The sequence below is a fragment of the Blastococcus sp. CT_GayMR16 genome (assembly GCF_004570875.1).
Lineage (GTDB): Bacteria > Actinomycetota > Actinomycetes > Mycobacteriales > Geodermatophilaceae > Blastococcus_B.
Genome location: NZ_SPQK01000001.1, coordinates 356,698 through 378,805, shown reverse-complemented (window position 1 = coordinate 378,805; position 22,108 = coordinate 356,698). Strand labels below are relative to the sequence as shown.

General features: G+C 73.2%; 23 protein-coding genes. 9 read left to right on the top strand and 14 right to left on the bottom strand.

Annotated features, from left to right (window positions below; translation table 11 throughout):
• The first annotated feature begins 57 nt into the window (after positions 1 to 57).
• From E4P38_RS01875 to E4P38_RS01865, 3 genes are read left to right on the top strand one after another with little or no spacing between them, the layout of a single operon-like run.
• Positions 58 to 1,671, top strand: a complete 1,614-nt coding sequence (locus E4P38_RS01875; RefSeq protein ID WP_135130000.1) for a carboxyl transferase domain-containing protein — start codon at positions 58 to 60, stop codon at positions 1,669 to 1,671.
• Positions 1,672 to 1,676: 5 nt separating this feature from the next.
• Positions 1,677 to 3,698, top strand: a complete 2,022-nt coding sequence (locus E4P38_RS01870; protein ID WP_209308877.1) for an acetyl/propionyl/methylcrotonyl-CoA carboxylase subunit alpha — start codon at positions 1,677 to 1,679, stop codon at positions 3,696 to 3,698.
• A complete protein-coding gene (locus E4P38_RS01865) occupies positions 3,698 to 4,852 on the top strand; it encodes an acyl-CoA dehydrogenase family protein (RefSeq protein ID WP_135129998.1) in 1,155 nt (384 codons plus the stop codon). The genes E4P38_RS01870 and E4P38_RS01865 overlap by 1 nt, the downstream gene beginning before the upstream one ends.
• Here the strand turns inward: E4P38_RS01865 and E4P38_RS22705 are convergent.
• Genes E4P38_RS22705 through E4P38_RS22695 form a run of 3 tightly spaced genes read right to left on the bottom strand, consistent with a single transcriptional unit; the run spans position 4,824 to position 6,025 of the window.
• A complete protein-coding gene (locus E4P38_RS22705; RefSeq protein ID WP_167760400.1) occupies positions 4,824 to 4,994 on the bottom strand; it encodes a hypothetical protein in 171 nt (56 codons plus the stop codon). The genes E4P38_RS01865 and E4P38_RS22705 overlap by 29 nt on opposite strands.
• A complete protein-coding gene (locus E4P38_RS22700; protein WP_167760399.1) occupies positions 4,978 to 5,472 on the bottom strand; it encodes an adenylate/guanylate cyclase domain-containing protein in 495 nt (164 codons plus the stop codon). Before E4P38_RS22700 ends, E4P38_RS22705 begins: the two co-directional genes overlap by 17 nt.
• Before the next feature lies 1 nt (position 5,473).
• A complete protein-coding gene (locus tag E4P38_RS22695) occupies positions 5,474 to 6,025 on the bottom strand; it encodes a hypothetical protein (RefSeq protein WP_167760398.1) in 552 nt (183 codons plus the stop codon).
• Positions 6,026 to 6,369: 344 nt separating this feature from the next.
• Between E4P38_RS22695 and E4P38_RS01855 the strand changes: the two genes are divergently transcribed.
• Both E4P38_RS01855 and E4P38_RS01850 read left to right on the top strand, forming a co-directional pair.
• A complete protein-coding gene (locus E4P38_RS01855; RefSeq protein WP_135129996.1) occupies positions 6,370 to 7,635 on the top strand; it encodes a hypothetical protein in 1,266 nt (421 codons plus the stop codon).
• Positions 7,616 to 8,281, top strand: a complete 666-nt coding sequence (locus E4P38_RS01850) for a GNAT family N-acetyltransferase (RefSeq protein ID WP_135129995.1) — start codon at positions 7,616 to 7,618, stop codon at positions 8,279 to 8,281. Before E4P38_RS01855 ends, E4P38_RS01850 begins: the two co-directional genes overlap by 20 nt.
• Here the strand turns inward: E4P38_RS01850 and E4P38_RS01845 are convergent.
• The 5 genes from E4P38_RS01845 to E4P38_RS01825 are packed head-to-tail and all read right to left on the bottom strand — an operon-like array spanning position 8,271 to position 11,628.
• Positions 8,271 to 9,284 carry an NADPH:quinone reductase gene (locus E4P38_RS01845; protein WP_135129994.1) on the bottom strand — a complete coding sequence of 338 codons (1,014 nt, stop codon included), beginning with the start codon at positions 9,282 to 9,284 and terminating at the stop codon, positions 8,271 to 8,273. The two genes, E4P38_RS01850 and E4P38_RS01845, sit on opposite strands and share 11 nt — an antisense overlap.
• A gap of 32 nt (positions 9,285 to 9,316) precedes the next feature.
• On the bottom strand, positions 9,317 to 9,733 hold the full coding sequence (locus tag E4P38_RS01840; RefSeq protein WP_135129993.1) for a hypothetical protein: 417 nt from the start codon (positions 9,731 to 9,733) through the stop codon (positions 9,317 to 9,319).
• 22 nt (positions 9,734 to 9,755) lie between these two features.
• Positions 9,756 to 10,106 carry a cupin gene (locus E4P38_RS01835; protein ID WP_135129992.1) on the bottom strand — a complete coding sequence of 117 codons (351 nt, stop codon included), beginning with the start codon at positions 10,104 to 10,106 and terminating at the stop codon, positions 9,756 to 9,758.
• 32 nt (positions 10,107 to 10,138) lie between these two features.
• A complete protein-coding gene (locus E4P38_RS01830; RefSeq protein WP_135129991.1) occupies positions 10,139 to 10,786 on the bottom strand; it encodes an HAD family hydrolase in 648 nt (215 codons plus the stop codon).
• 35 nt (positions 10,787 to 10,821) lie between these two features.
• Positions 10,822 to 11,628 (bottom strand): methyltransferase domain-containing protein, encoded by an 807-nt coding sequence (locus tag E4P38_RS01825; protein ID WP_135129990.1) that lies wholly within the window; start codon positions 11,626 to 11,628, stop codon positions 10,822 to 10,824.
• A gap of 71 nt (positions 11,629 to 11,699) precedes the next feature.
• On the opposite strand from E4P38_RS01825, the gene E4P38_RS01820 reads away from it, so the two are divergent.
• From E4P38_RS01820 to E4P38_RS01805, 4 genes are read left to right on the top strand one after another with little or no spacing between them, the layout of a single operon-like run.
• Positions 11,700 to 12,542: a formate/nitrite transporter family protein gene (locus E4P38_RS01820; RefSeq protein WP_135129989.1), complete on the top strand. Its 843-nt coding sequence runs from the start codon at positions 11,700 to 11,702 to the stop codon at positions 12,540 to 12,542.
• 11 nt (positions 12,543 to 12,553) lie between these two features.
• On the top strand, positions 12,554 to 13,369 hold the full coding sequence (locus E4P38_RS01815) for an alpha/beta fold hydrolase (RefSeq protein ID WP_135129988.1): 816 nt from the start codon (positions 12,554 to 12,556) through the stop codon (positions 13,367 to 13,369).
• Between the two features lie 55 nt (positions 13,370 to 13,424).
• On the top strand, positions 13,425 to 14,003 hold the full coding sequence (locus E4P38_RS01810; RefSeq protein WP_135129987.1) for a metalloregulator ArsR/SmtB family transcription factor: 579 nt from the start codon (positions 13,425 to 13,427) through the stop codon (positions 14,001 to 14,003).
• The gene (locus tag E4P38_RS01805) at positions 14,000 to 15,268 is read left to right on the top strand and encodes an MFS transporter (protein WP_209308876.1); all 1,269 of its coding nucleotides are present in this window, start codon (positions 14,000 to 14,002) and stop codon (positions 15,266 to 15,268) included. Before E4P38_RS01810 ends, E4P38_RS01805 begins: the two co-directional genes overlap by 4 nt.
• On the opposite strand, the gene E4P38_RS01800 is transcribed toward E4P38_RS01805, so the two are convergent.
• From E4P38_RS01800 to E4P38_RS01775, 6 genes are all read right to left on the bottom strand, one after another.
• Positions 15,255 to 17,861 (bottom strand): bifunctional FO biosynthesis protein CofGH, encoded by a 2,607-nt coding sequence (locus tag E4P38_RS01800; RefSeq protein WP_209308875.1) that lies wholly within the window; start codon positions 17,859 to 17,861, stop codon positions 15,255 to 15,257. The two genes, E4P38_RS01805 and E4P38_RS01800, sit on opposite strands and share 14 nt — an antisense overlap.
• A 52-nt stretch (positions 17,862 to 17,913) precedes the next feature.
• The gene (locus E4P38_RS01795; RefSeq protein ID WP_135129986.1) at positions 17,914 to 18,498 is read right to left on the bottom strand and encodes a dihydrofolate reductase family protein; all 585 of its coding nucleotides are present in this window, start codon (positions 18,496 to 18,498) and stop codon (positions 17,914 to 17,916) included.
• Between the two features lie 77 nt (positions 18,499 to 18,575).
• Positions 18,576 to 19,424, bottom strand: coding sequence for an ABC transporter permease subunit (locus E4P38_RS01790; RefSeq protein WP_135129985.1), 849 nt, complete (start codon positions 19,422 to 19,424; stop codon positions 18,576 to 18,578).
• Positions 19,421 to 20,383 carry an ABC transporter ATP-binding protein gene (locus E4P38_RS01785; RefSeq protein ID WP_245160727.1) on the bottom strand — a complete coding sequence of 321 codons (963 nt, stop codon included), beginning with the start codon at positions 20,381 to 20,383 and terminating at the stop codon, positions 19,421 to 19,423. Before E4P38_RS01785 ends, E4P38_RS01790 begins: the two co-directional genes overlap by 4 nt.
• A gap of 19 nt (positions 20,384 to 20,402) precedes the next feature.
• The gene (locus E4P38_RS01780; protein WP_135129983.1) at positions 20,403 to 21,479 is read right to left on the bottom strand and encodes a hypothetical protein; all 1,077 of its coding nucleotides are present in this window, start codon (positions 21,477 to 21,479) and stop codon (positions 20,403 to 20,405) included.
• Positions 21,463 to 22,095 carry a sigma-70 family RNA polymerase sigma factor gene (locus E4P38_RS01775; RefSeq protein WP_135129982.1) on the bottom strand — a complete coding sequence of 211 codons (633 nt, stop codon included), beginning with the start codon at positions 22,093 to 22,095 and terminating at the stop codon, positions 21,463 to 21,465. Before E4P38_RS01775 ends, E4P38_RS01780 begins: the two co-directional genes overlap by 17 nt.
• Positions 22,096 to 22,108 lie beyond the last annotated feature (13 nt).

Genomic DNA, 22,108 nt, shown 5'->3' with positions numbered 1-22,108 from the left:
TAACTACTCTGGGGTGTGCAGTGGACCATTGGAGTGAACGGGCGTTAACCTCTGCCCGTGGACGCTCCGGTGCTGCCCCGAGCCGCGGCGGTCGACGCCGACGGCGCCGCCCGCAATGCTGCCGCGCACGCCGAGCTGGCTGCCGACCTCGCCGCCCAGCTGCACCGCGTGGCCCTCGGTGGTGGTGAGCGCGCCCGTCAGCGGCACGTCGACCGCGGCAAGCTGCTGCCCCGCGAGCGGGTGGACGCGCTGCTCGACCCGGGCAGCCCCTTCCTCGAGCTCTCGCCCCTGGCCGCGCACGGCCTCTACGACGGCGAGGCGCCCGCGGCCGGGATCATCACCGGAATCGGGCGGGTCGCCGGTCGCGAGTGCGTCGTCGTCGCCAACGACGCCACGGTCAAGGGCGGCACCTACTACCCGATGACGGTGAAGAAGCACCTGCGCGCCCAGGAGGTCGCGCTGCAGAACCGCCTGCCGTGCATCTACCTGGTCGACTCGGGCGGCGCCTTCCTGCCGATGCAGGACGAGGTCTTCCCCGACCGCGACCACTTCGGCCGGATCTTCTTCAACCAGGCGAACCTCTCGAAGGCCGGCATCGCCCAGATCGCCGCCGTCCTCGGCTCCTGCACCGCCGGTGGCGCGTACGTGCCCGCGATGAGCGACGAGGCGGTCATCGTGCGGGACCAGGGCACGATCTTCCTGGGCGGCCCCCCGCTGGTGAAGGCCGCGACCGGCGAGGTCGTCACCGCCGAGGAACTCGGTGGGGGAGACCTGCACAGCCGGGTCAGCGGGGTCACCGACCACCTGGCCGACGACGACGCGCACGCGCTGCAGATCGTCCGCCAGATCGTCGGCACGCTGGGCCCGCGCGAGGCCCGGCCCTGGGACGTCGACCCGGTGGAGGAGCCGCTCTACCCGCCCGAGTCCGTGTACGAGGTCGTGCCCCCGGACCCGCGCACGCCCTACGACGTCCGCGACGTCATCGCCCGGCTGGTCGACGGCAGCCGGTTCGCCGAGTTCAAGCCGCTCTACGGGCACACCCTGGTCACCGGCTTCGCCACGCTGCACGGCCACCCCGTCGGGATCATCGCCAACAACGGCGTGCTGTTCAGCGAGTCGGCGCTCAAGGGCGCGCACTTCATCGAGCTCTGCGACCGCCGCAAGATCCCGCTGCTGTTCCTGCAGAACATCACCGGCTTCATGGTCGGGCGTGACTACGAGGCCGGGGGTATCGCCAAGCACGGCGCGAAGATGGTCACTGCCGTGGCCTGCGCGCGGGTACCGAAGCTCACCGTGGTCATCGGCGGCTCGTTCGGGGCCGGCAACTACTCGATGTGCGGCCGGGCGTACTCGCCGCGGTTCCTCTTCACCTGGCCGAACGCCCGCATCTCGGTGATGGGCGGGGAGCAGGCGGCGAGCGTGCTCGCCCAGGTCCGTCGCGACGGGGCGGAGGCCCGCGGGGAGGAGTGGCCGGCGGAGGAGGAAGAGGCGTTCAAGGCGCCGATCCGCGACCAGTACGAGCTGCAGGGCCACCCGTACTACGCCACCGCCCGCCTGTGGGACGACGGCGTCATCGACCCCGCCCAGACCCGCACCGTCCTGGGGCTCGCGCTCTCCGCCTGCGCCAACGCGCCGTTGGAGGACGTCGGCTACGGCGTCTTCCGGATGTGAGCGACATGTTCGAGACCGTTCTGGTCGCCAACCGGGGCGAGATCGCCGTCCGGGTCATCCGCACGCTCCGCGAGATGGGCATCCGCTCGGTCGCGGTCCACAGCGACGCGGACGCCGGAGCGCTGCACACCCGGCTGGCCGACGTCGCCGTCCCCATCGGGCCGGCCCCGGCGGCGCAGAGCTACCTGTCCATCGAGCGGGTGCTCGAGGCGGCCGCGCGCACGGGTGCTCAGGCGATCCACCCCGGCTACGGCTTCCTCTCCGAGAACGTCGAGTTCGCCCGGGCTTGCGAGGAGGCCGGGGTCGTCTTCATCGGCCCGCCGATCGCCGCGATCGAGGCGATGGCCGACAAGATCCGCGCCAAGCAGAGGGTCATGGCCGCCGGCGTGCCCGTCGTGCCCGGTCGCAACGAGCCGGGGATGACCGATGCCCAGGTCACCGACGCCGCCGTCGCCGTCGGCTTTCCCGTGCTGCTCAAGCCCAGCGCGGGCGGCGGCGGCAAGGGCATGCGGGTCGTGCGTTCCAAGGACGAGCTGCCGGACGCGATCGCCGGGGCCCGCCGCGAGGCCACCGGCTCCTTCGGCGACGACACGCTGCTGGTCGAGCGGTACGTCGGCAACTCCCGGCACATCGAGGTCCAGGTCCTCGGCGACTCGTTCGGCAACGTCATCCACCTCGGCGAGCGCGAGTGCAGCCTGCAGCGCCGCCACCAGAAGGTCATCGAGGAGGCGCCGTCGCCGCTGCTGGACACCGCCTCGCGCGCCTCGATGGGCCGGGCGGCCGTCGACGCCGCCACGGCGGTGGGCTACACGGGGGCGGGCACGGTCGAGTTCATCGTCGACGCCGATCGCCCGCGCGACTTCTTCTTCCTCGAGATGAACACCCGCCTGCAGGTCGAGCACCCGGTCACCGAGCTGATCACCGGGCTGGACCTCGTGGAGCAGCAGGTCCGGATCGCGGCGGGGGAGCGGCTGCCGCTGGACCAGAGCGACATCTCCCTCGACGGGCACGCGATCGAGGCGCGGCTCTATGCCGAGGACCCCTCCCGCGGGTTCCTCCCGCAAGCGGGCACCGTGCTCGGGCTGGTCGAGCCGACCGGGTCGGGCATCCGGGTGGACAGCTCGCTCGCCGTGGGCACCGTCGTCGGCAGCGACTACGACCCGATGCTGGCCAAGATCATCGCCTGGGCGCCCACCCGCGAGACCGCCCGCGCCCGACTCGTGGGAGCCCTCGGGCACACCGCCGTCCTGGGGGTGACGACCAACGCGGCGTTCCTCCGGGCGCTGCTGAACGATCCCGACGTCGTCGAGGGGAACCTGGACACCGGCCTGATCGAGCGCCGCGGGGACGCCCTGACCGCGCCCGAGCCCCCGCCGGCGCACGTGTACGCCGCCGCGGCGCTGGCGCTGCTCATCGAGTCCGAGCCCGCCGGCCCCGTCGTCGACCGCTGGGACGTGCCCGACGGCTGGCGGCTGGGCGAGCCGGCCTGGACCGTGCGGCGGCTGCAGGCCTCCGGCGGGGATCCGGTGGAGGTCCGGCTGCGTGGCCGGTCGAGCGCTGCAGTGGTCCGGGTGGGGGACGGCGAGCCGGTGACCGCGCGGGCCTTCCGCGACGCCGGCCGGCTGACGGTGACCCTGGACGGGCTCACGATGTCCTACGCGGTGGTGCACGAGGGCGGCACGGTGTGGCTGGCCGCCGACGGCCGCGTGGTGGCGCTGCGCGAGCACGAGCGGCTGTCCGCGCACGCCGAGGGATCGACGACCGGCGGCGCCGTCACCTCCCCCATGCCGGGAACGGTGACCGTCGTGCAGGTAGCCGTCGGCGACGAGGTGACGGCGGGGACCCCGCTGCTCGTCGTCGAGGCGATGAAGATGGAGCACGTGCTGACCGCCCCCGTCGCGGGGACGGTCACCGAGCTCGGCGTGACGGCGGGCCAGACGGTCGCGCTGGACGAGCGGGTGGCCGTGGTGACCCCGGAGATCCCGGTGAACCCAGCGGCAGCCGCTCCTGAGCAGCAGGAGAACTGATGTTGGACTACCGGCTCGACGTCGAGACCGAGGCACTGCGCACGACCGTCCGCGAATTCGCGCAGGAGGTCATCGCCCCGCAGATCGGGGAGTTCTACGAGCGGGACGAGTTCCCGACCGAGATCGTCCGGCAGATGGGTGAGCTCGGGCTGTTCGGCCTGCCGTTCCCGGAGGAGTACGGCGGCGGGGGCGGCACCTACTTCGACCTCTGCGTCGTCCTCGAGGAGCTGGCCCGGGTCGACAGCTCGATGGCGATCACCGTCGAGGCCGGGGTCTCACTCGGCGCGATGCCGATCTTCCGGTTCGGCACCGAGGAGCAGAAGCAGGAGTGGCTGCCGCGGCTGTGCTCCGGGGAGGCACTGGGCGCGTTCGGGCTGACCGAGCCCGGGGGCGGTTCCGACGCCGGCGCCACGAAGACGACCGCGAAGCTCGAGGACGGGCACTGGGTCATCAACGGGTCGAAGGCGTTCATCACCAACGCGGGCACCGACCTGACGCAGCTGGTCACCGTCACCGCCGTCACCGGTACGCGCCCGGACGGCCACAAGGAGATCTCGGCGATCATCGTCCCGTCGGGGACGCCGGGATTCGCCGTCGGCCAGCGGTACTCGAAGGTCGGCTGGAACGCCTCGGACACCCGCGAGCTGTCGTTCACCGACGTGCGGGTGCCCGAGGAGAACCTGGTCGGGGAGCGCGGCCGCGGCTACGCGCAGTTCCTGTCGATCCTCGACGAGGGCCGGATCGCGATCTCGGCGCTGTCGGTCGGGCTGGCGCAGGGCTGCGTGGACGAGTCGATCAAGTACGCGGCGGAGCGGGAGGCGTTCGGGCAGCCGATCGGCCGCAACCAGGCGATCGCGTTCATGATCGCCGACATGGAGGTGCGGGCCTCCACGGCCCGACTGGCCTACTACCGGGCGGCGGAGAAGATGCTGCGCGGCGAGCCGTTCAAGCGGGAGGCGTCGATCGCCAAGCTGTACAGCTCGGAGATGGCGATGGAGAACGCCCGCTACGCCACCCAGGTGCACGGCGGCTACGGGTTCATGAACGAGTTCCCCGTTGGCCGCTTCTACCGCGACGCGAAGATCCTGGAGATCGGCGAGGGCACCAGCGAGGTCCAGCGGATGCTCATCGCCCGCGACCTCGGGGTCGGCTGAGACGGCGGTCCGCCAGCGCGTCCGTGGCGGTCAGCAGGTAGGCGTCGACCGGGGTGTCCTTGCCCTTGACGACGAGACCCGGCACCGGTTCCACTGCGGCGCCCGCCGGCAGCCGGCGGCGGATCTCAGCGCCGATCAGCACCCTGCCGACCGGTGCGGCCGCCTGCAGACGGTCCGCGACGTTGACCGGGTCGCCGACCGCCGGATAGGCGACGTAGCCCGCGCCGCCCGTCTCGGTGGACCTCCGCCTGCAGAGCCGCTGCGGCGCGCACCGCCCGTTCCGCGTGGTCGGGCTGGTCGCCGCGCCGGTTGAAGGTGGCGAAGATGCCGTCGCCCATGAACTTCTTCACCTCACCCCCGAAGCGTCGGCTGATGCAGGGCGCCGCGACCTCGTAGTAGGCCCGCAGCATCGCTGCCACCTCGGAGGGGTCGTTCGCCTCGGTGAAGGTCGTGAAGCCGGCCAGGTCACCGATGAGCACCGAGACCTCTTCGCGGTGTTCGCGCGTGGTGGGGAGGTAGAGCTCGCGGAACCGCTCGTCGCGCCATTCGCGGCGGCGGCGAAGACGATCAGGTAGGCCGCCACGATCAGTGCGTGCCACTCCCACCAGGCGGAGTGCCACTTCATCTCCCCGGCGAAGGCGACGCCCACGAGGGCCTCGGCCAGGAGGACGAAGCAGGTGCCGACGCTGATGACCAACACGCGTACAGCCAGCGTCGGGCCCGGATGACGAGGGGTCCCACGCTCGGGCCGACGTCGACCAGGGCGGCCAGCAGCGCGAACACCGCGGCCAGCAGGAGGCCCGCCGAGATGGCGATCGTGAGGCCCGGCAGGGACGCCCGCACGAGGACGCCGGCGGTGCCGATGGCGTGCAGGGCCATGAAGCCGCTGGTCGACAGGAAGCCCAGCGAGAGCAGCAGCACCCGTGCGTCACCGCGACGCCGGGCCGCCTCCCCGGTCACCAGCGACAGGCTGGCGGCGGTCGCACCGACGGTGAGGAACAGGACGAAGTGGAGGGGCGCGTTCGTCCAGTGCCACTGGTCGTAGTCGATCCGCGCCAGGGAGAGCAGCCCGATCAGTGGCAGGACCAGCGCCACGACGAGGGCGGACACAGCCAGCGGGCGCAGCGTGCGGTCGCCGACCTGCCGACCCTCCAGGGTGTGCTGCTTCCCCACCGGTTCGTCACCTCCGGGCCGTCGCGGGCACGGTTCGCCGGCTCGGGCGAACCCGACAGGGTTTTCGCCGTCGGGCGTCCCCGCTTGTGCGCGCATGGGAGCGGGACGCCCAACGGATCGTCTCAGAATCGGAAATGCGCTGGTCAGGTAGGGGTCGGATGCGCAGATGGGGCTCGCGCGTCGCGCGGTGGTCCTGGGATAACGGCTCCCGATCGTCCCGGCGCGTTCGCCGACGGGAAGGGACGGCGGACCAGCGGTCGGCCACAGTCCGCTCCGGCTCTCGACGACGGTCGGCGGGAGACCGCTGGAGCCCCGTGATGCTCGCCCCTCCTCGCCCCACTCCTGTGCCCCGCAGGCGCGCGCTCGTCCGCGGCCCGTTGGTCGGCGTCGGACTGCTCGCCCTGACCGCGTCGGGCGGTTCCGTCGCGGTCGCGGACGACGAGGCGGACCTGGCCCCACCCGCCCCGGAGGCCGACCTCGACGGCGTTCCCGACTCGGCGCCGGTGCTGAACCCCGACGTGCCGGCGCCCGACGTGGCACGAGCCGCGTCGTCCATCGAGGGGTTCTTCGGCCGCGGGAAGACCGTCGGCTTCCAGGTCGACTACGACGCGACCACCGGAGCCGCCCCGGCCGGGCTGGACCTGTCGGGCGCGGTGTTCACGCTGACCGGCAACGGCCAGACGTTCGACTGCACGACCGGCCCGACCGGCTCCTGCTCCGTCACGAGTAACGACACCGGCGGGGACGTGCCGCCGAGCACCTACTCGGTGACGCAGACCGCGCACGCCGTGGGGCTGGCGGGCGCCACCGGCACGGGCTCGGTGCACGTCTGCAGCTTTCTCGACGGCTTCTTCGGGACCTGCGGCGGCGACTCGTTCGAGACGGTCGTCAACGACCCGACCTTCCGGACCCCGGTCGTGACGATCGTCGAGGACGCGGTCACCGGAGCACCGATCGCAGGCGCCGGCTACGCGCTCACCGGCCCGGGCTTCGCCTACGCGGCCTCCGGGGACGCCGCGGCCTCCGCGACCGCCCCGGCCCGGCAGGAGATCCGGGCGACCAGTGCCGCCGACGGCAGCCTGACGTTCTCCGGATGGTTCGCGCCCGACACCAGCTATGTCCTGGCACCTGTCAGCACGGTGGACGGCTACCAGGCCGACGCCGAGACGTCGGGCATCGAGATCGCGCCGTCGACCGGCACGCTGCCCGCGTCCCTGGCTCCGCGGCTGCTCACGCCCATCGGCGGCCCGGCACCGGTCACCCCCGTCGGCACCACCCCGACCGTGCCGGTTCCCGCACCCGTCGCGGCGCCGGCCGGCATCGGGTCGCCGGCTCCGGGGCGGCCCGGGCGGGCGGCCGCGCCGGTCGAACCGATCACGCCCGAGCCCCTCGCGCCGGCTGCCCCGTCGGCGACGGCCAGCTTCGACCGGTCCGGCGCCACGGAGCCCACGACGGCGCCGCTGGCGGGTGGTCCCGCGGCGCCCGCGCTGACCACGGTCAGCAGCAACCTTCCCGACAGGGGCCTGGCGATGGCCCTGGGCGGAGTGTTCCTGACCGCGATCCTCGTCGGCATCGGGCTCGTCCGGCGTCATGCCCGTCGCCGCGCCTGACCTCCTGCTGGACCCGTGGTGGGCCCGGCTCCCTGCACCGGGGGAGCCGGGCACCCCGGCCCGGCACACGCTCGTGGCCGTCCTGTCCGCGGAGTTCCCCGCACACACGGTGGTGCAGTTGCCGGGCGGCCGTCGTCCGAGGGACTGGCGGATCGCGGTGCAGGCCGACGTCGACGGCTCGCGCGTGCACCGCGTGGAGGTCGCCCTGCCCGGAGCGCCGTTGCTCTGGTACGTGGAGCTGCCGGAACCGGCCGCCCGCCCGGCGGCGTCGACCGTCGTGGCCTTCTCCGATCCGCGCTTTCCCGACGGCACGCTGCTCGACGCCGCCCGGGCCCGCCGCGAGGGCGTGGACGGGGGGAGTCAGGTGGGGGCCCTGCGCTGGTGGCCGGGCACCGGGCTGGTCCACCAGATCTACGTGACCCCCGACCACCGGCGCCGCGGGGTGGGCAACAAGCTGAGCCGCGCGGTCTTCGGGATGCAGGCCGCTCGCGGACTGCCGCACCTGCACGGTGACGGGCGCCGGACGGAGCTCGGCGAGGAGTGGCGGAACGGGCTGCACGCCGCGGTCGCCGCGCGGATGGCGCCGCTGTCGGAGGTCATGCCCGCGATGACCCCGTCGGACGCCGCCGGCCCGATCAGGCGGTGACGTCGACGAGCACCTTGCCGACGGCGCCGTCCTGCACCGCCTGGTGTGCGGCGGCCGTCTGCGCGAGCGGGAACACGTGCAGCGGCAGGCCCGACTCCCGGCCGACGCGGACCGCACCGTCGAGCACGGCGGCGTTGACGTCCTCGACGGCGAGGGCCTTGGCCCGCGCCGGCTCGGTGTAGACCAGCACGAACTGCCAGCGGGCATTGGGTCGCATCTGCAGGCGCACCGGGATCGTCACCTCGGCGCCGCCGTCGTCGGCGTACATCGCGACGGCGCCGTGCATCGCGATCACCTGCGCGTCGATGCCGGAGTTCACCGCGGCCGACACCTCCACGATCGCGTCGACCCCCTTCGGCGCGATCCGGCGGACCTCGGCGACGACGTCCTGCTGCCGGTAGTCGACGACGTGGTCGGCCCCGGCCGCGGCCGCCAGCTGGGCCTTGTCGGGACTGCTGACGGTGGCAACGACCGTCGCGTCGGCCCAGCGGGCGAGCTGGATCGCCGCGTTGCCGACCGCCCCCGCGCCGCCCTGCACCAGGACCGTGTGCCCGGAGAGGGAGCCCGGACCGATCCGGTCGGGGAGCGACTCGGCGACCGTCAGGCAGCGGTGCGCGGTGAGGAACGGGATGCCGAGCGCGGCCCCCAGTTCGAAGGACGGTTCGGCGCCGAGGAGGACCGTCTGCCGCGCCGGGACGACGGTGTACTCGGCGGCTGTCCCGAAGGGGCGCTGGTAGGCGGCCTCCCAGATCCAGACGCGCTCGCCGACGAGCACCGGGTCCACGCCCTGGCCGACCGCGTCGATCGTGCCCGCGCCGTCCTGGTTCGGGATCTGCCCGTCCGGACCCGGCTCGGCGTTGCTCCGCGACTTCCAGTCGGTCGGGTTCACCCCGGAGAACGCGACGCGGACGCGCACCTCGCCCGGACCGGGGTCCGGGTCGGGCCGGTCGACGAGTTCCAGGACGTCGGGCCCGCCGGATCGGCGGTAGGAGATCGCTCGCACGGGAAGGCCCTACCCGGGCGGCGTCCGGCCACTCAGCCCGGTGGCGCGTCGTCGTCCGTGGGCCAGGTGAGCGGGGGCAGGCCGGCGAGTGCGACCAGTCGGTCGACGGTCTCCTCGACGACCTCGTCCTCGGGCGGGGCGCCGTCCGGTGAGGCCATCAGTTCCTGCACCGCGGCCGGATCGACCTGCCGACCCTCGGCCTGCAGCAGCCACTGGGCGAAGCCCTCCGACTCGGCGCGGACGTCGACCGGATCGGTCGCGTCGGGTTCGTCGAAGTAGATGCGCTGCTCGTAGCCGAGGAAGAAGCGTCCACCCGTCGCGTCGGCGGCGCGGTAGTCCACCGTGGCGACGTCGCTGTCGTGCACGTCGATCAGGAGGAACGGCACGGCCGTGGGGCCGGCGGTGCTCCATCGGCCGCCGCTGTAGCTGAACTTCCCGAAGAGACCCACGGGCCGAGGCTAGCCAGGCGGCTCAGACCTCGACGGCGACGCTGAGCAGCAGGACGCTGTCCTCGTCGGCGTGCAGCGAGTGCCGCTGCATCGGGACGGGCGCGATCTCGCCGGTGCCGAGGGCCATGGCCGCGTCCGTCCAGACCAGCCGGACCCGGCCGCGCAGCACCTGCAGGCTGGCCGGTCCGGGGCTCTCGTGCTCGCCGAGCTCGGCGCCTGCGAGCAGCGCGATCACCGTCTGGCGGAGACCGTCGACCGGGTGCGCCAGGGTGTGCGCCGCACGTCGCGCCTGCGCGGAGGCCGCCGTGCCGAGCAGTTCGCCGGCGAGGGCGGCGAGATCGACGGGACCCGCAGCGGCGGCCGACTCTGACATCCCCTCAGGCTAGGGGTTCCGCGGGCCCGGACTCAGCGCCAGGTGCGCGTCTCCGGACGGCGGCCCAGGGTGCGCTCGACCTGCCGCGCGGCCTTCTCATCGGCGTTCACCAGCACCGGCCGGGGCGTGCCGGCGAACAGGGGGAGATCCGACGGGCTGTCGCTGTAGGCGGCCGGCCACGGCGGGGGATAGCCGCGCTCGGTCAGCAGGGCCACCTTCACCTCGCCCATCGCCCGCCGTACCCGCGGCGGCCACAGCGCTCCCGTGGAGCCGACCACGTCGAGGTCCCCGAGGCCGATGGCGGCCAGGAACCCCCGCGCCAGGGTCTCCTCGCAGCCGGTGGCGACGACGACCACGTCGCCGGTGCGCTGGTGTTCGCGGACGCAGGCGATCGCGTCGGCGACCGCAGCCTCGGGCTTGCGGGTCAGGGCCTCACCGAACGCCGAGGCGACCGCCTCGACGTCGGACTCCCGCCGGCCGCCGACGGCGATCCGGGTCATGACCCGGGCGGCCAGCGGCCGGAGCTGCGGCAGCATCGCGCCGGGCACCAGCAGCGGGGCCGCGAGCAGCAGGAGGAGCAGTCGGCCCGGGGCCTGCCGGAGCCGCCCATGGAGGAACAGCGTGGACGCGTCGCCGCCGAGCAGGACCTTGTCCAGGTCGAAGACGACCGTCGATGCCATGCCGGGGAAGTACCGGTGCGGTGCGGCGGGAAACCTCAGCCCGCCGTCCCGCGGACCGCCCAGGCGCGGGCGGTGAGGTGGATCGAGCCGTCGTCGGCGGTGGGCAGGCGCGCCCGGAGCGCGTCCCGGAGGGCGGCGCGCTCGTCCTCGGCCAGCGACATCGCGTAGGTGGGCGCGGTCCCCGTGCCGCCCAGGAAGGGGGTCCAGTACGCGTCGAAGCTCGGGAAGTCGGTCGGGACGACGATCTCCTCGACGTCCACGTCGAGCAGCCCCGCCTCGGTGAACAGTCTCCGGAGCGGGTCGGGGCGGCAGAAGTCGAACCGGGCGGCCTCGTCGAGCGACAGCGCGGCCGGGTCCAGGGCGACCGCTGCGGCCCAGAAGTGCGTCATCAGCTGCATCTCGCCCGGGTAGTCCCAGACATAGGCGGAGACCGTTCCGCCGGACCGCGCGGCGCGGCGCATCTCGGCCAGAGCCGCCGACCGGTCCGGGACGAAGTTGAGGACCAGCCCCGAGACGACGACGTCGAACGTGTCGTCGTCCACCGGCAGGGCCCGCGCGTCACCCGCCCGGAAGGAGGCGCGCGGATCGGGCACGTGCGCGGCCGCGTACTCGCGGAAGGGAGCGGAGGGCTCGACGCCCACCACCTCGGCCGGCGCGCAGCAGACGAGCACCGTCTCGGTGAGGGCTCCGGTGCCGGAGCCGACGTCGAGCCACCGGGCGCCGGGGACGACGGCGAGCCGGGCGACGAACTCGGCGGCGACGAGCCGGCTCCACCGACCGACGTAGGACTCGTAGCTCAGACCGCTGGCCCAGGAGTCCGACGGCCGGACCGTTCCGCTCACTGGGCACCTCCGAGAAGCGCATCCCGCACCGTGCCGCCCATACTTCCGGCATCGACCCTCGGGAGGCGCTGATGTCCGCGCGCGAACCACAGGAGATGGCCCAGGTCGCCGCCGAGACCGGGGCGAAGAAGGTGCACCGCACCTGGGACCGGGTGCTGGTCAGCGCCTTCCTCGCCGGGGCGTACATCTCCTTCGGCGCACTGGTCGCGATCACGGTCTCCTCGGGCCTGGACCCCGGGACCTGGGGAACACTGCCCACCCTGTTCATGGGCGCGGCGTTCACCCTCGGGCTGGTCCTGGTCCTGATCGCCGGCTCCGACCTCGCGACCGGGAACATGATGCTGGTCCCGCTCAGCGCCATGCGCGGCAAGATCAGCGCCGGCGACGTCGCCAAGAACCTCACGCTCGTGCTGCTGGGCAATCTGGTGGGGGCCCTGTTCGTGGCGTTCTTCCTCGCCGTGCAGACCAAGGTCATCGGGGATTCCGGCTCGGAGGGCAGCGCGCTGCTCACGTACGAGCGGCTCGCCTCGATCGCGGAGGGAAAGACCGGGCACACCGCGTGGGAGACATTCCTGCGCGGGGTGGGCTGCAACTGGCTGGTCTGCCTGGCGGTGTGGATGTCGCTGGCGTCGAAGTCGGTGTCCGGGAAGGTCCTGGCGATCTTCTTCCCGGTGATGGCGTTCGTGGCGATGGGCTTCGACCACGTCGTGGCCAACATGTTCTTCATCCCGGCAGCCATCTGGGCCGGCGTGCCCGACATCGGCTGGGGCGACGCGCTGTACAACTGGCTGCTCGCCGGCGTGGGCAACCTGGTCGGCGCGGTTCTCTTCGTGTCGACGTCCTACTGGTACCTGTTCCTCAAGGACCAGCCGGACAAGGCCACCGCCGCGGAGGAACCGGCCGAACGCGCCTGAGCCCGGTCGCTGTGCGCCGGGCCCTGCTCGCGACGGGCGTCGTCGTCGTGCTGTTCGCTGTCCTCGTGGGTCTGCTGTGGGGGTTGCAACGGAAGCTGATCTACCTGCCGGACGCCGGTCCGGGCGCACCGGCTGCTGCGGTGCTGCCGGGCGCCGAGGACGTCCTGCTGCGGACGGCGGACGGCCTCGAACTGGCGGCCTGGTACCTGCCCGGTCCGTCGCCCGACGCACCCGCCGTGCTGGTGGCGAACGGCAACGGTGGCCACCGCGGAATGCGCGCCCCGCTGGCGCAGCGGCTGGGGGAGGCGGGGCTCTCGGTCCTGCTCTTCGACTATCGCGGCTACGCAGGCAATCCCGGCAGCCCGAGCGAGGCGGGGCTCGCGCTCGACGTCCGGGCTGCGCGCAGCTTCCTGCTGGAGGACGCCGGCGTGCGCGCCGACCGGCTCGTGTACTTCGGCGAGAGCCTGGGTTCGGCCGTCGTCACCGAACTCGCGACCGAGCACCCGCCGGCCGGTCTGGTCCTGCGTTCACCATTCGTCGATCTGGCGTCGGTCGGCGCCGTCCACTACCCGTTCCTGCCGGTGCGGGCGCTGCTGCGGGACCGGTATCCCGTGCTCGAGCAAATCGCCGGGATCCGGGTTCCGACGACCGTCGTCTACGGCAGTCGCGACTCGATCGTGCCGCCCCAGCAGAGCCGCAGGGTCGCCGAGGCGGCGGGAGCGCTCTGCCGGGCGGTGGAGGTGGCGGGTGCCGACCACAACGATGCCGTCCTGCTCGACGGCGACGCCGTGGTGAGTGCCCTCGTCGAGCTCGCGGATCGGATGTGAGGAGAGATGTGCAAGAACGGTTGCGCAACAGCTCTTGCGCAACCATGATGGGGGCATGGCCACTGAACGCGAGGTCCGTCAGGTCACCGACGCGAAGGTGCTCGCGGCGATGGCGCATCCGCTGCGCTGGCGGCTCATCGACGTCCTGAAGGTCGACGGCCCCTCGACCGCCAGCGCCCTCGCCGAACGCACTGACCAGCGCGTCGCCAACGTCAGCCACCACGTCCGCGTGCTGGCCGACGCGGGCCTGGTCGAGGAGGCTCCGGAGCTCGCCCGGGACCGGCGCGAGCGCTGGTGGCGGCTGGTCTCACCCTCGCTGCGGTGGTCGCCCGAGGACTTCACCGGCGACCCGGCCGCGGAGGCCGTCGCTCAGGCCGCCCAGTCGCTGAGCCTCGACCGGCACGCGGGCCACGCACGCACCTGGTTCGCCGCCGGCGACGAGGAGCGCGAGCCCTGGCGCGAGGTCTCGTTCAGCACCGACAAGTGGCTGCACCTGACGCCGGGTGAGCTCGCGGAGCTCAACCGCCAGGTCATCGACCTGTTCGCCGCGTGGAGCGAGCGGGAACTGCCGGACGACGGCCAGCAGCGCGAGCCGGTGCTGGCCTTCGCCTACGGCATCCCCGCGCGGCCGTGACCAGCGCTGGGCTGTTCCGCGACCACGACTTCCGGATGCTCTGGATCGGGGAGACCACCAGCGCGCTCGGCACCAACGTCACCCGGCTGGCCGTGCCGCTGGTCGCCGTCCTCACCCTGGACGTCAGCACGTTCCAGGTGGCCCTGCTGACGGCGGCCGGCTGGCTGCCGTGGCTCGTGATCGGACTCCCGGCGGGCGCGTGGGTGGACCGACTGTCGCGCCGTCCGTTGATGCTGGTCTGCGACGGCGTCTCGCTGGCCCTCCTGCTCAGCGTGCCGGCGGCGGCGTGGGCCGGCGGACTCACGTTCGCCCATCTGCTGGGCGTCGAACTCCTCCTGGGCACCGCCGCCGTGTTCTTCCAGACGGCCTATCAGGTGTACCTGCCCGGCATCGTCGACGCGGGCTCCATCCCCGAGGCCAACGCCAAGCTCCAGGGGAGCGAGGCCGCAGCCCAGGTGGCCGGGCCGGGTATCGCCGGGCTGGTGACCCAGGCCGTGGGTGCGGTCGCGGGGCTATTGGTCGACGCGCTCAGCTTCGCGGTCTCCGCCGTCTCGCTGTGGCGGATCCGCAGTCCCGAACGCGCCGAACCCGCGGCCGAGGACGCCGGGGGCCTGCGCCGGCAGATCACCGAGGGACTGCGGTTCCTCGGCGGGGATCCCTACCTGCGGGTGCTCGCCGGCTACGGCGCCCTGAGCAACCTCGCGCTGACCGGCTACCAGTCGATCCTGGTCGTGTTCCTCGTCCGGGAGCTGAGCGTCACCGCGGCCACCGTCGGCCTGCTCGTGGCCGGGATGAGCGCCGGTGGCCTGCTCGGCGCCGCCGTCGCGACCACCGTTGCCCGACGTCTCGGCAGCGCCCGCGGGATGATCGCCGCCAACTTCGCCGCCGGCCCGTTCGCCCTGCTCATCCCGCTGGGGGCGCCGGGTCCCCGCCTGCTGCTGGTCGTCCTGGGCGGATTCGGCATCGGGGCCGCCGTGGTGGCCGGCAATGTGATCAAGGGCAGCTTCCGTCAGACGTACACGCCCCGGCCGCTGCTGGGCCGCGTGGTCGTGGGCATGCAATTCCTGAACTACGGCACCATCCCGCTCGGCGCGCTGCTCGGCGGGGCGCTCGGCACCGGCCTCGGCCTGCGGCCGACGATGTGGATCATGGTCGTCTGCGTCGCGCTCGCACCGCTGGCCCTGCTGATCGGCCCGGCCAAGCGGGCCCGCGACTTCCCCGAGAGCCCGCGGACTGTCCGGGAGCAGGCGCTCAGCGCGGCGTGATCGACAGGGTGAGCCGGGCGCGGCCCTCGTCGGTGCGGGCGGTCGCCATGCGCTCGGCTGACGGCGTGCCGTACTCCGTCGTCCGCTGACGGGCCGGGCGGCCGATCGCCGCGGCCATCGCCTCCAGCTCGGCGATGGTCTTCAGCGAGCCGTTCTCGCTGCCGGCCATGCGGCTGATTGTCTCCTCCATCAGCGTGCCGCCGAGGTCGTTGGCCCCGCCCTGCAGCACCGCCTTGGTTCCGGCGTCGGCCAGCTTCACCCACGACGTCTGGATGTTGGAGATCCGGCCGTGCAGCAGCAGCCGGGCGACGGCGTGCACCGCCCGGTTCTCGCGCACCGTCGGGCCCGGGCGGGCGACGCCGGCCAGGTAGATCGGTGAGTTGTGGTGCACGAACGGCAGCAGCACGAACTCGGTGAAGCCACCGGTCTCGTCCTGGACGGCGGCCAGCGTGCGCAGGTGCCCGACCCAGTGCGCCGGGGTGTCGACGTGGCCGTACATCATCGTCGAGGTCGTCGGCAGGCCCACGCGGTGCGCGGTCGTCACGATCTCCAGCCAGGACGCAGTCGGCAGCTTCCCCTTGGTCAGCACCCAGCGGACGTCGTCGTCGAGGATCTCCGCCGCCGTGCCCGGCACCGAGTCCAGCCCGGCCTCCTTGGCGGCGGTCAGGAAGTCCTCGAACGACAAGCCCGTCCGCGCCGCGCCGTTCACGATCTCCATGGGCGAGAACGCGTGCAGGTGGATGCCGGGCTGCCGCTTCTTCACCTCGCGGGCCAGGTCGAAGTACGCCGTCCCGGGCAGGTCGGGGTGGATGCCGCCCTGCATGCAGATCTCGGTCGCCCCGGCGGCCCAGGCCTCGTCGACCCGGTCACCGACCTGGGCCATCGACAGTGTGTAAGCGTCTACGTCGGTGCGCCGCTGGGCGAACGCGCAGAAGCGGCAGCCGGTGTAACAGACGTTGGTGAAGTTGATGTTGCGGTTCACGACGTAGGTGACGTCGTCGCCGTTGACGTCGGCGCGGACGGCGTCGGCGAGTGCGCACAGGTTCTCGAGGTCCGTACCGTCGGCGCCGAGCAGCGCCAGGTACTCGGCGTCGGACAGCCCGGCCGGGTCCTGCTCGGCGTGCAGCAGTGCGGCCAGCACCTCGCGGTCGCCCGCGACCAGCGCCGTGGTGTGGCCGTCCCGAGCGGCCACGGTGCGCTCGCGCAGCTCCGACCAGTCGCCGTAGACCGCGTCGAAGTCGCTGCGCCGGTCGGCGGACCGCCCGACGGTGTCGACCTCCACGTGCAGGTCGACCCGCCCGGACGACGTCCACGACTCGTCGGGCTCCTGCCACGGCAGCCCGGCCGGGATGCGGCCCTCGACGGCGAGCCCGTCGGGTCCGGCCAGGGCGAACACGTGCGGGCGGACGCGCGGGTCCAGCCACGGCTCGGGCTGCACCACGTAGCCCGGCTGGGCGGCCAGGCGCTCCCGCAGCGTGAATCCGGCCTCGGCTGAGAGCGCCGCCAGCTTGTCGATGTTCGGCCACGGCCGTTCGGGGTTCACGTGATCCGGGGTGAGGGGGGAGACGCCGCCCCAGTCGTCGACGCCGGCGCGCAGCAGCAGCCCGAGCTCGGTGGAGTCCGACAGGTTCGGCGGTGCCTGCACCCGCGCCTTCGGGCCGAGCAGCAGCCGGGTGACGGCGACCGCGGCCGCGTACTCCTGCAGCTCGAGGTCGTCGTGTGCCTGCATCGCCGTCCGGGGCTTGGCCCGGAAGTTCTGGACGATGACCTCCTGCACGTGCCCGTGCCGCTGCGCGGACGCCCGGATCTCACCGATCGCGTCCACTCGCTCGGCGTAGTTCTCGCCGATACCGAGCAGTACGCCGGTGGTGAAGGGAACCGCGGAGCGCCCGGCGTCCTCCAGCACGCGCAGCCGGACGGTGGGCTCCTTGTCGGGAGAGCCGTAGTGCGGGCCGCCGGGCTCGGACCACAGCCGCGTCGCCGTCGTCTCCAGCATCATCCCCATGGAGGCCGAGACCGGCTTGAGCCGCTGGATCTCCTCCCAGGTCAGCACGCCGGGGTTGAGGTGGGGGAGCAGCCCGGTCTCCTCCAGCACCCGGATCGCCATCGCCCGCAGGTAGCCCAGGGTCGAGTCGAACCCGTGCGCCTCCAGCCAGGACGCGGCGACCGGCCAGCGGTCCTCGGGCCGGTCGCCGAGGGTGAACAGCGCCTCCTTGCAGCCCATCGCGGCGCCGGCACGGGCGATGTCGAGCACCTCGTCCGGCGACAGGAACGGGGCCTTGCCCTGGGCGCGGAGCTGGCCCGGCGTCGTCACGAACGTGCAGTAGTGGCAGCGGTCGCGGCACAGGTGGGTGAGCGGGATGAACACCTTGCGGCTGTAGGTGACCACGCCGGGCCGGCCGGCCGAGGCCAACCCGGCGTCGCGGACCCGTTCGGCCGCGGTCAGCAGCCGGTCCAGCGGCGCGCCGTCGCCCAGCCCGCGGGCATGCAGCAGCGTCTCCGCCTCGACGGCGTCGAGGGTCACGCCGCGCTCGGCGCGGGTGAGCGCGCGACGCAGCGCGGACTCGGTGGGAGGTCCGGACAGGGCAGTCACGATCAGGACGCTAGTCGCCCCTGGACGCCGCGACGCCGGGCGGGGCTTTCGCTCAGCCGTGCAGGGTGGGCCGGTAGACGAGCTCCTGCGTGCGTCCGTCGAGCGTCCGGCTCTCGATGAGCTCGAGGTCGAAGTCGGCCGCACCACCGAAGATCGGATCCGCACCGGTCCGGCCGGTGATCACCGGGAAGATCGTCACCTGGAGGCGGTCGACCAGGCCGGCCGCCATCAGTGCCCGGTTCATCGCCAGGCTGCCGTGCGAGCGCAACGGCAGCTCGGACTCCTCCTTCAGCCGGGCGACGACGTCGACGGCGTCTCCGTTCACGAGCGTCGCATCGGGCCAGTCGAGGGGTCCCTCGAGGGTCGTCGACACCACGGTCGTCGGCATGTTCTTCATCCGGGTGTTGATGGGGTCGTCGACGTCCGACCCCGCCGACGCAGGGCCCAGGAAGTGCAGGAACTCACGGAAGGTGGTGGCCCCGAGGACGAGTCGCTGTTCCTCCTCGTACTGGGCGAGGCGGCGGGCGAGGAACTCCGGGCCCTGCTTGCCCCAGTAGCCGCCCCAGTCGCCACCCTCGCCGTAGGAGCCGAAGCCGTCGAGGCTGCAGAAGACGTCGAAGGTGTAGGTCGCGGGCATGGTGGCTCTCCTCTGGTGCACTCGGGTTCGAAGGACAGACCGGGAAGGACGGTGGGACTCATCGGCCCCGTCCTCTTTCAGACGTCGCGGCGCTGGAATGACACGGCCGTCAGACCCCAGACCACGGCGATCCAGAGCACGGCCCACGCCAGGTAGGCGAGCGTCAGCGGGGACTCGCTCAGGAACGGGAACCCGCCCTCACCGGGTCCCATCTGGACGAGTGCGATCGGGTCCTGGAAGGCGTTCATGGCCCCGCGCCACAGCCCGTCGGTCGGGAGGATGACCCGCGACACGGTGCCCACGCGCTCGACGCCCTCGTTGCCCAGGGCCCCGCCGATGCCACCGACCACGCCCGCGACCCAGGTGGCCCCGAAGAGCCCGACCGCGATGATGCCCGAGGCCATCGTCGAGACGACGCTGGACAGCAGGAGGGCCAGCGTCAGCAGCACGATCGTCTCGGCCGCGAGCAGCGCCAGTCCCCTCGCGGGGGCCGGCGGCCAGTAGCCGACGACCGTACGGACGACGAGGATCTGCGCGAGGCCGGCCAGGACCACGTAGCCGCAGCCAAATGCGACGAGACCGAGCCATTTGCCGAACAGGACCGACGAGCGGCGGACCGGGCGGGCGAGGATCGACAGCGCCTGCCCCGACTCCACCTCGCCGGCCACCGTGGGGCCCGCGAGGAACGCCGTGCCGATCGCGGCGATGAGGCTGAACCCGAACATGATCAGGTTGAGCAGCAGCGAGGCGACGAGGCGGGCCTCACCGCTGGTCATGGTGCCCAGGTCGGTGTCCAGGCCCACGAGCTTCGAGAAGCCCCAGCCGCTGAGCGCGAGCAGCACCACCGTCAGCACCAGCAGTGCCCACACCACCCGACGGCGGGCGGCCTCCCGCAGCGTGAGCCCGGCGACGGTCAGCGCAGTCATCGCCCGACCTCCTGGTGGCTGGGCTCTTCATGACGCAGGACGGCGAGCAGGCGCTCCTCGAGGCTGATCCGCACGGGCTCGACGGCGTGCACGCGGACGCCGAGGCCGACCAGGTCCCGCACCAGGTCGGGCACGGTGACGCCGTCGTCGTCCGCGTCCAGTTGGACGGTGAACCAGTCACCGCTGCGCGTCAGCGCGCCGGCCGCGCGCAGCCGGTCCTCCGCGCGGCCGTCGGCTGTGCCGAGCCGGAGGCGCACCTCACGCTGCCCGAGGAGCTCGGCCAGGGTGCCCGACGCCGCCACCCGGCCCTTGTCGAGGATCACCACGCGGTCGCAGACCCGCTCGACCTCCCCGATGAGGTGGGAGTTGAGCAGCACCGCGACGCCGCGGGACTTCAGCGAGAGCACGAGGTCACGCACGTCGACCCGGCCCAGCGGGTCGAGCGCGCTCGTGGGCTCGTCCAACACGACCAGCTCCGGGCGGGCGACCAGCGCGACGGCGAGGCCGAGACGCTGCTGCATGCCCTTGGAGAACCCGCCGACCCGGTCGCCGGCGCGGTCGGCGAGTCCGACGAGCGCCAGGCACTCCCGCCGTTCGGCGGCCGGGACGTCGACGCGGGACAGCTTCACGTGCAGGTCCAGCACCTCGGCCGCGGTCAGCCACGGCTGGTAGCGGAACAGCTCGGGCAGGTACCCGACGGCGCGGCGGGACCGGGGATCGGAGGACCGCCGACCCAGCAGCAGCACCTCCCCGCCGTCGGGCCGGACGAGGCCCAGCAGCATCTTGATGACGCTGGTCTTCCCGGCACCGTTCGGTCCCAGCAGGCCGAGGACCTCGCCGCGGGCCACCGCGAAGGAGACGTCGTCGACGGCGGTCTGGCGCCCGTACCGCTTGCGCAGCCCGGAGCACCAGACCGCCGCGGACGGCGGCAGACCGGCGAGCTCGGTCTCAGGGATCACCCCGCGGACGGTAGCGGCGTCAGCGGAGGCCACGGGCGACCGAGAGCAGCTCGTCGGCACTCAGCGTCCCGGCCACGCCGGTCATCACGCCGTCCTCGACCCAGACCACGCCGGCGAAGAGCCCGTTCCGGGACGTCAGCACGGTCGCGTCCGCGCCGTTCACGTCCGCCGCGGAGGTGGTCACCAGCTCGGCGGGGACGGGCAGAGGCAGGGTGCCGTCGTCGTCGTCCGACAGGTCGCGGAGCTGCGCCGCGAGACCGGGGGGCAGGCCCGGGAGGGACAGCAGGTAGTCGCGCACCGTGTCGAACTCGACGCCGCCCGAGGCGTCCACCGTGGGCGCGCCCACTCGGGCGACGACCAGCGTCGGCACACCCGTGGGCTGCGACCAGAAGGCCGCCACGCCGGGACCGGCCTGCAGCCGGAGCGAGCTGCCGTCCACCCCGGGGGGCGGGGCCGGCAGGTCCTCGCCCTCGGCGGCCGCGGCCTGCGCCGCCGTCTCGGCCGAGAAGGTGAAGATCGCACTGATGGTGCCGGCCACCCGGTAGGTCGGATCCCCGCTCACGCCCTCGGGCAGCTCGGCAACCTCGGGGACGGCGAGACCGGTCCGCTCGCGCGCGGTCGCCGCGTCGGGCACCTCCACCGTGTCCGGCTCCTGGGTGACCTCGAGGTCGCCGTACGCGGAGAGATCGGGCAGCTGGACCAGGTCGGCGGTGGTCACCTCGACCGGGTCGACGCTCTCGGTCTGGAAGATCGGCAGCCAGTCGTTGGCCGCCGCCACCCCAGCCCCGGTGACCAGCACGACCGCGCTGATGGCGGCGACCGCCGGACGGCGCACCGCCGCCCGCCACGAGCGGCGCGGAGCCGCCTGCCGCTGTTCGGCCGGATCGGTCGTCGTCAGTCGCACCCAGGCCGCGTCCAGATCCACCCCGGTCGTCACCGGTGCCAGCGCGGCGTCGACGACGCGGGCGTCCGCGCGGACGTCGTCCAGCGCGCGGCGGCAGGCGACGCACGAGGCGACGTGCTCGCGGTCGGAGTCGGAGACCCCGGCCGGCTCGTCGACCAGACGGCGCAGCGTGCCCTCAGTCGGATGACGCATGACGGTTCAACTCCTTGCGCAGTGCGGACTCGGCGCGGCGCACGGTCGTGCCGACGCTGCCGGGGGACATCTGGAGTGCGGACGCGACGTCGGCGTAGCTCAGGCCGCTGTGCCGCAGCACCAGGGCCACGGCCTGCTTCCGGGGAAGCTCGGCGAGTGCCGCACGGACGCGGCTGCGCTCCTCGAGCGTCACCACGGCGTCGGCCACATCGGGCACGACCGCGGGGTCCGCCGCGGCGGCGCTCTCCTCGCGGGTGGAGCGACGGCGTCCCGAGCGGATCAGGTTCAGTGCGGTGTGCGCCGCGGCGACGGAGAGCCAGCCACCGGCCTCACCGGCGGGCACCGACGAGCGGGCGAAGGACAGGAAGACCTCCTGGGCGACGTCCTCGGCCTGGTCCTGCGAACCGAGCACCCGCGCGGCCACGCCGACGATGCGCTGGTACTCGCGACGGAACACCAGGTCGAGATCGGCCCGCATGGCACCGCGGGCCGATGACCCCGAGACCGGCACGCCGACCTTCCCTTCGATCCGACCCACCGCACCGGTGGGCACCGCTCCGGCGAGCGCCAGGACGGCCGAACCCGGTGGTCGCCGGGAATGCCGAACGAGGTCCATACCTCTACAGCAC

Excerpts from the sequence above, each read along its gene's own strand:
- E4P38_RS01870 (WP_209308877.1), top strand. The coding sequence starts at position 1,677 with ATGTTCGAGACCGTTCTGGTCGCCAACCGGGGCGAGATCGCCGTCCGG.
- E4P38_RS01865 (WP_135129998.1), top strand. The coding sequence starts at position 3,698 with ATGTTGGACTACCGGCTCGACGTCGAGACCGAGGCACTGCGCACGACC.
- E4P38_RS01850 (WP_135129995.1), top strand. The coding sequence starts at position 7,616 with ATGCCCGTCGCCGCGCCTGACCTCCTGCTGGACCCGTGGTGGGCCCGG.
- E4P38_RS01835 (WP_135129992.1), bottom strand. The coding sequence starts at position 10,106 with ATGTCAGAGTCGGCCGCCGCTGCGGGTCCCGTCGATCTCGCCGCCCTC.
- E4P38_RS01830 (WP_135129991.1), bottom strand. The coding sequence starts at position 10,786 with ATGGCATCGACGGTCGTCTTCGACCTGGACAAGGTCCTGCTCGGCGGC.
- E4P38_RS01820 (WP_135129989.1), top strand. The coding sequence starts at position 11,700 with ATGTCCGCGCGCGAACCACAGGAGATGGCCCAGGTCGCCGCCGAGACC.
- E4P38_RS01810 (WP_135129987.1), top strand. The coding sequence starts at position 13,425 with ATGGCCACTGAACGCGAGGTCCGTCAGGTCACCGACGCGAAGGTGCTC.
- E4P38_RS01795 (WP_135129986.1), bottom strand. The coding sequence starts at position 18,498 with ATGCCCGCGACCTACACCTTCGACGTCTTCTGCAGCCTCGACGGCTTC.
- E4P38_RS01790 (WP_135129985.1), bottom strand. The coding sequence starts at position 19,424 with ATGACTGCGCTGACCGTCGCCGGGCTCACGCTGCGGGAGGCCGCCCGC.
- E4P38_RS01780 (WP_135129983.1), bottom strand. The coding sequence starts at position 21,479 with ATGCGTCATCCGACTGAGGGCACGCTGCGCCGTCTGGTCGACGAGCCG.
- E4P38_RS01775 (WP_135129982.1), bottom strand. The coding sequence starts at position 22,095 with ATGGACCTCGTTCGGCATTCCCGGCGACCACCGGGTTCGGCCGTCCTG.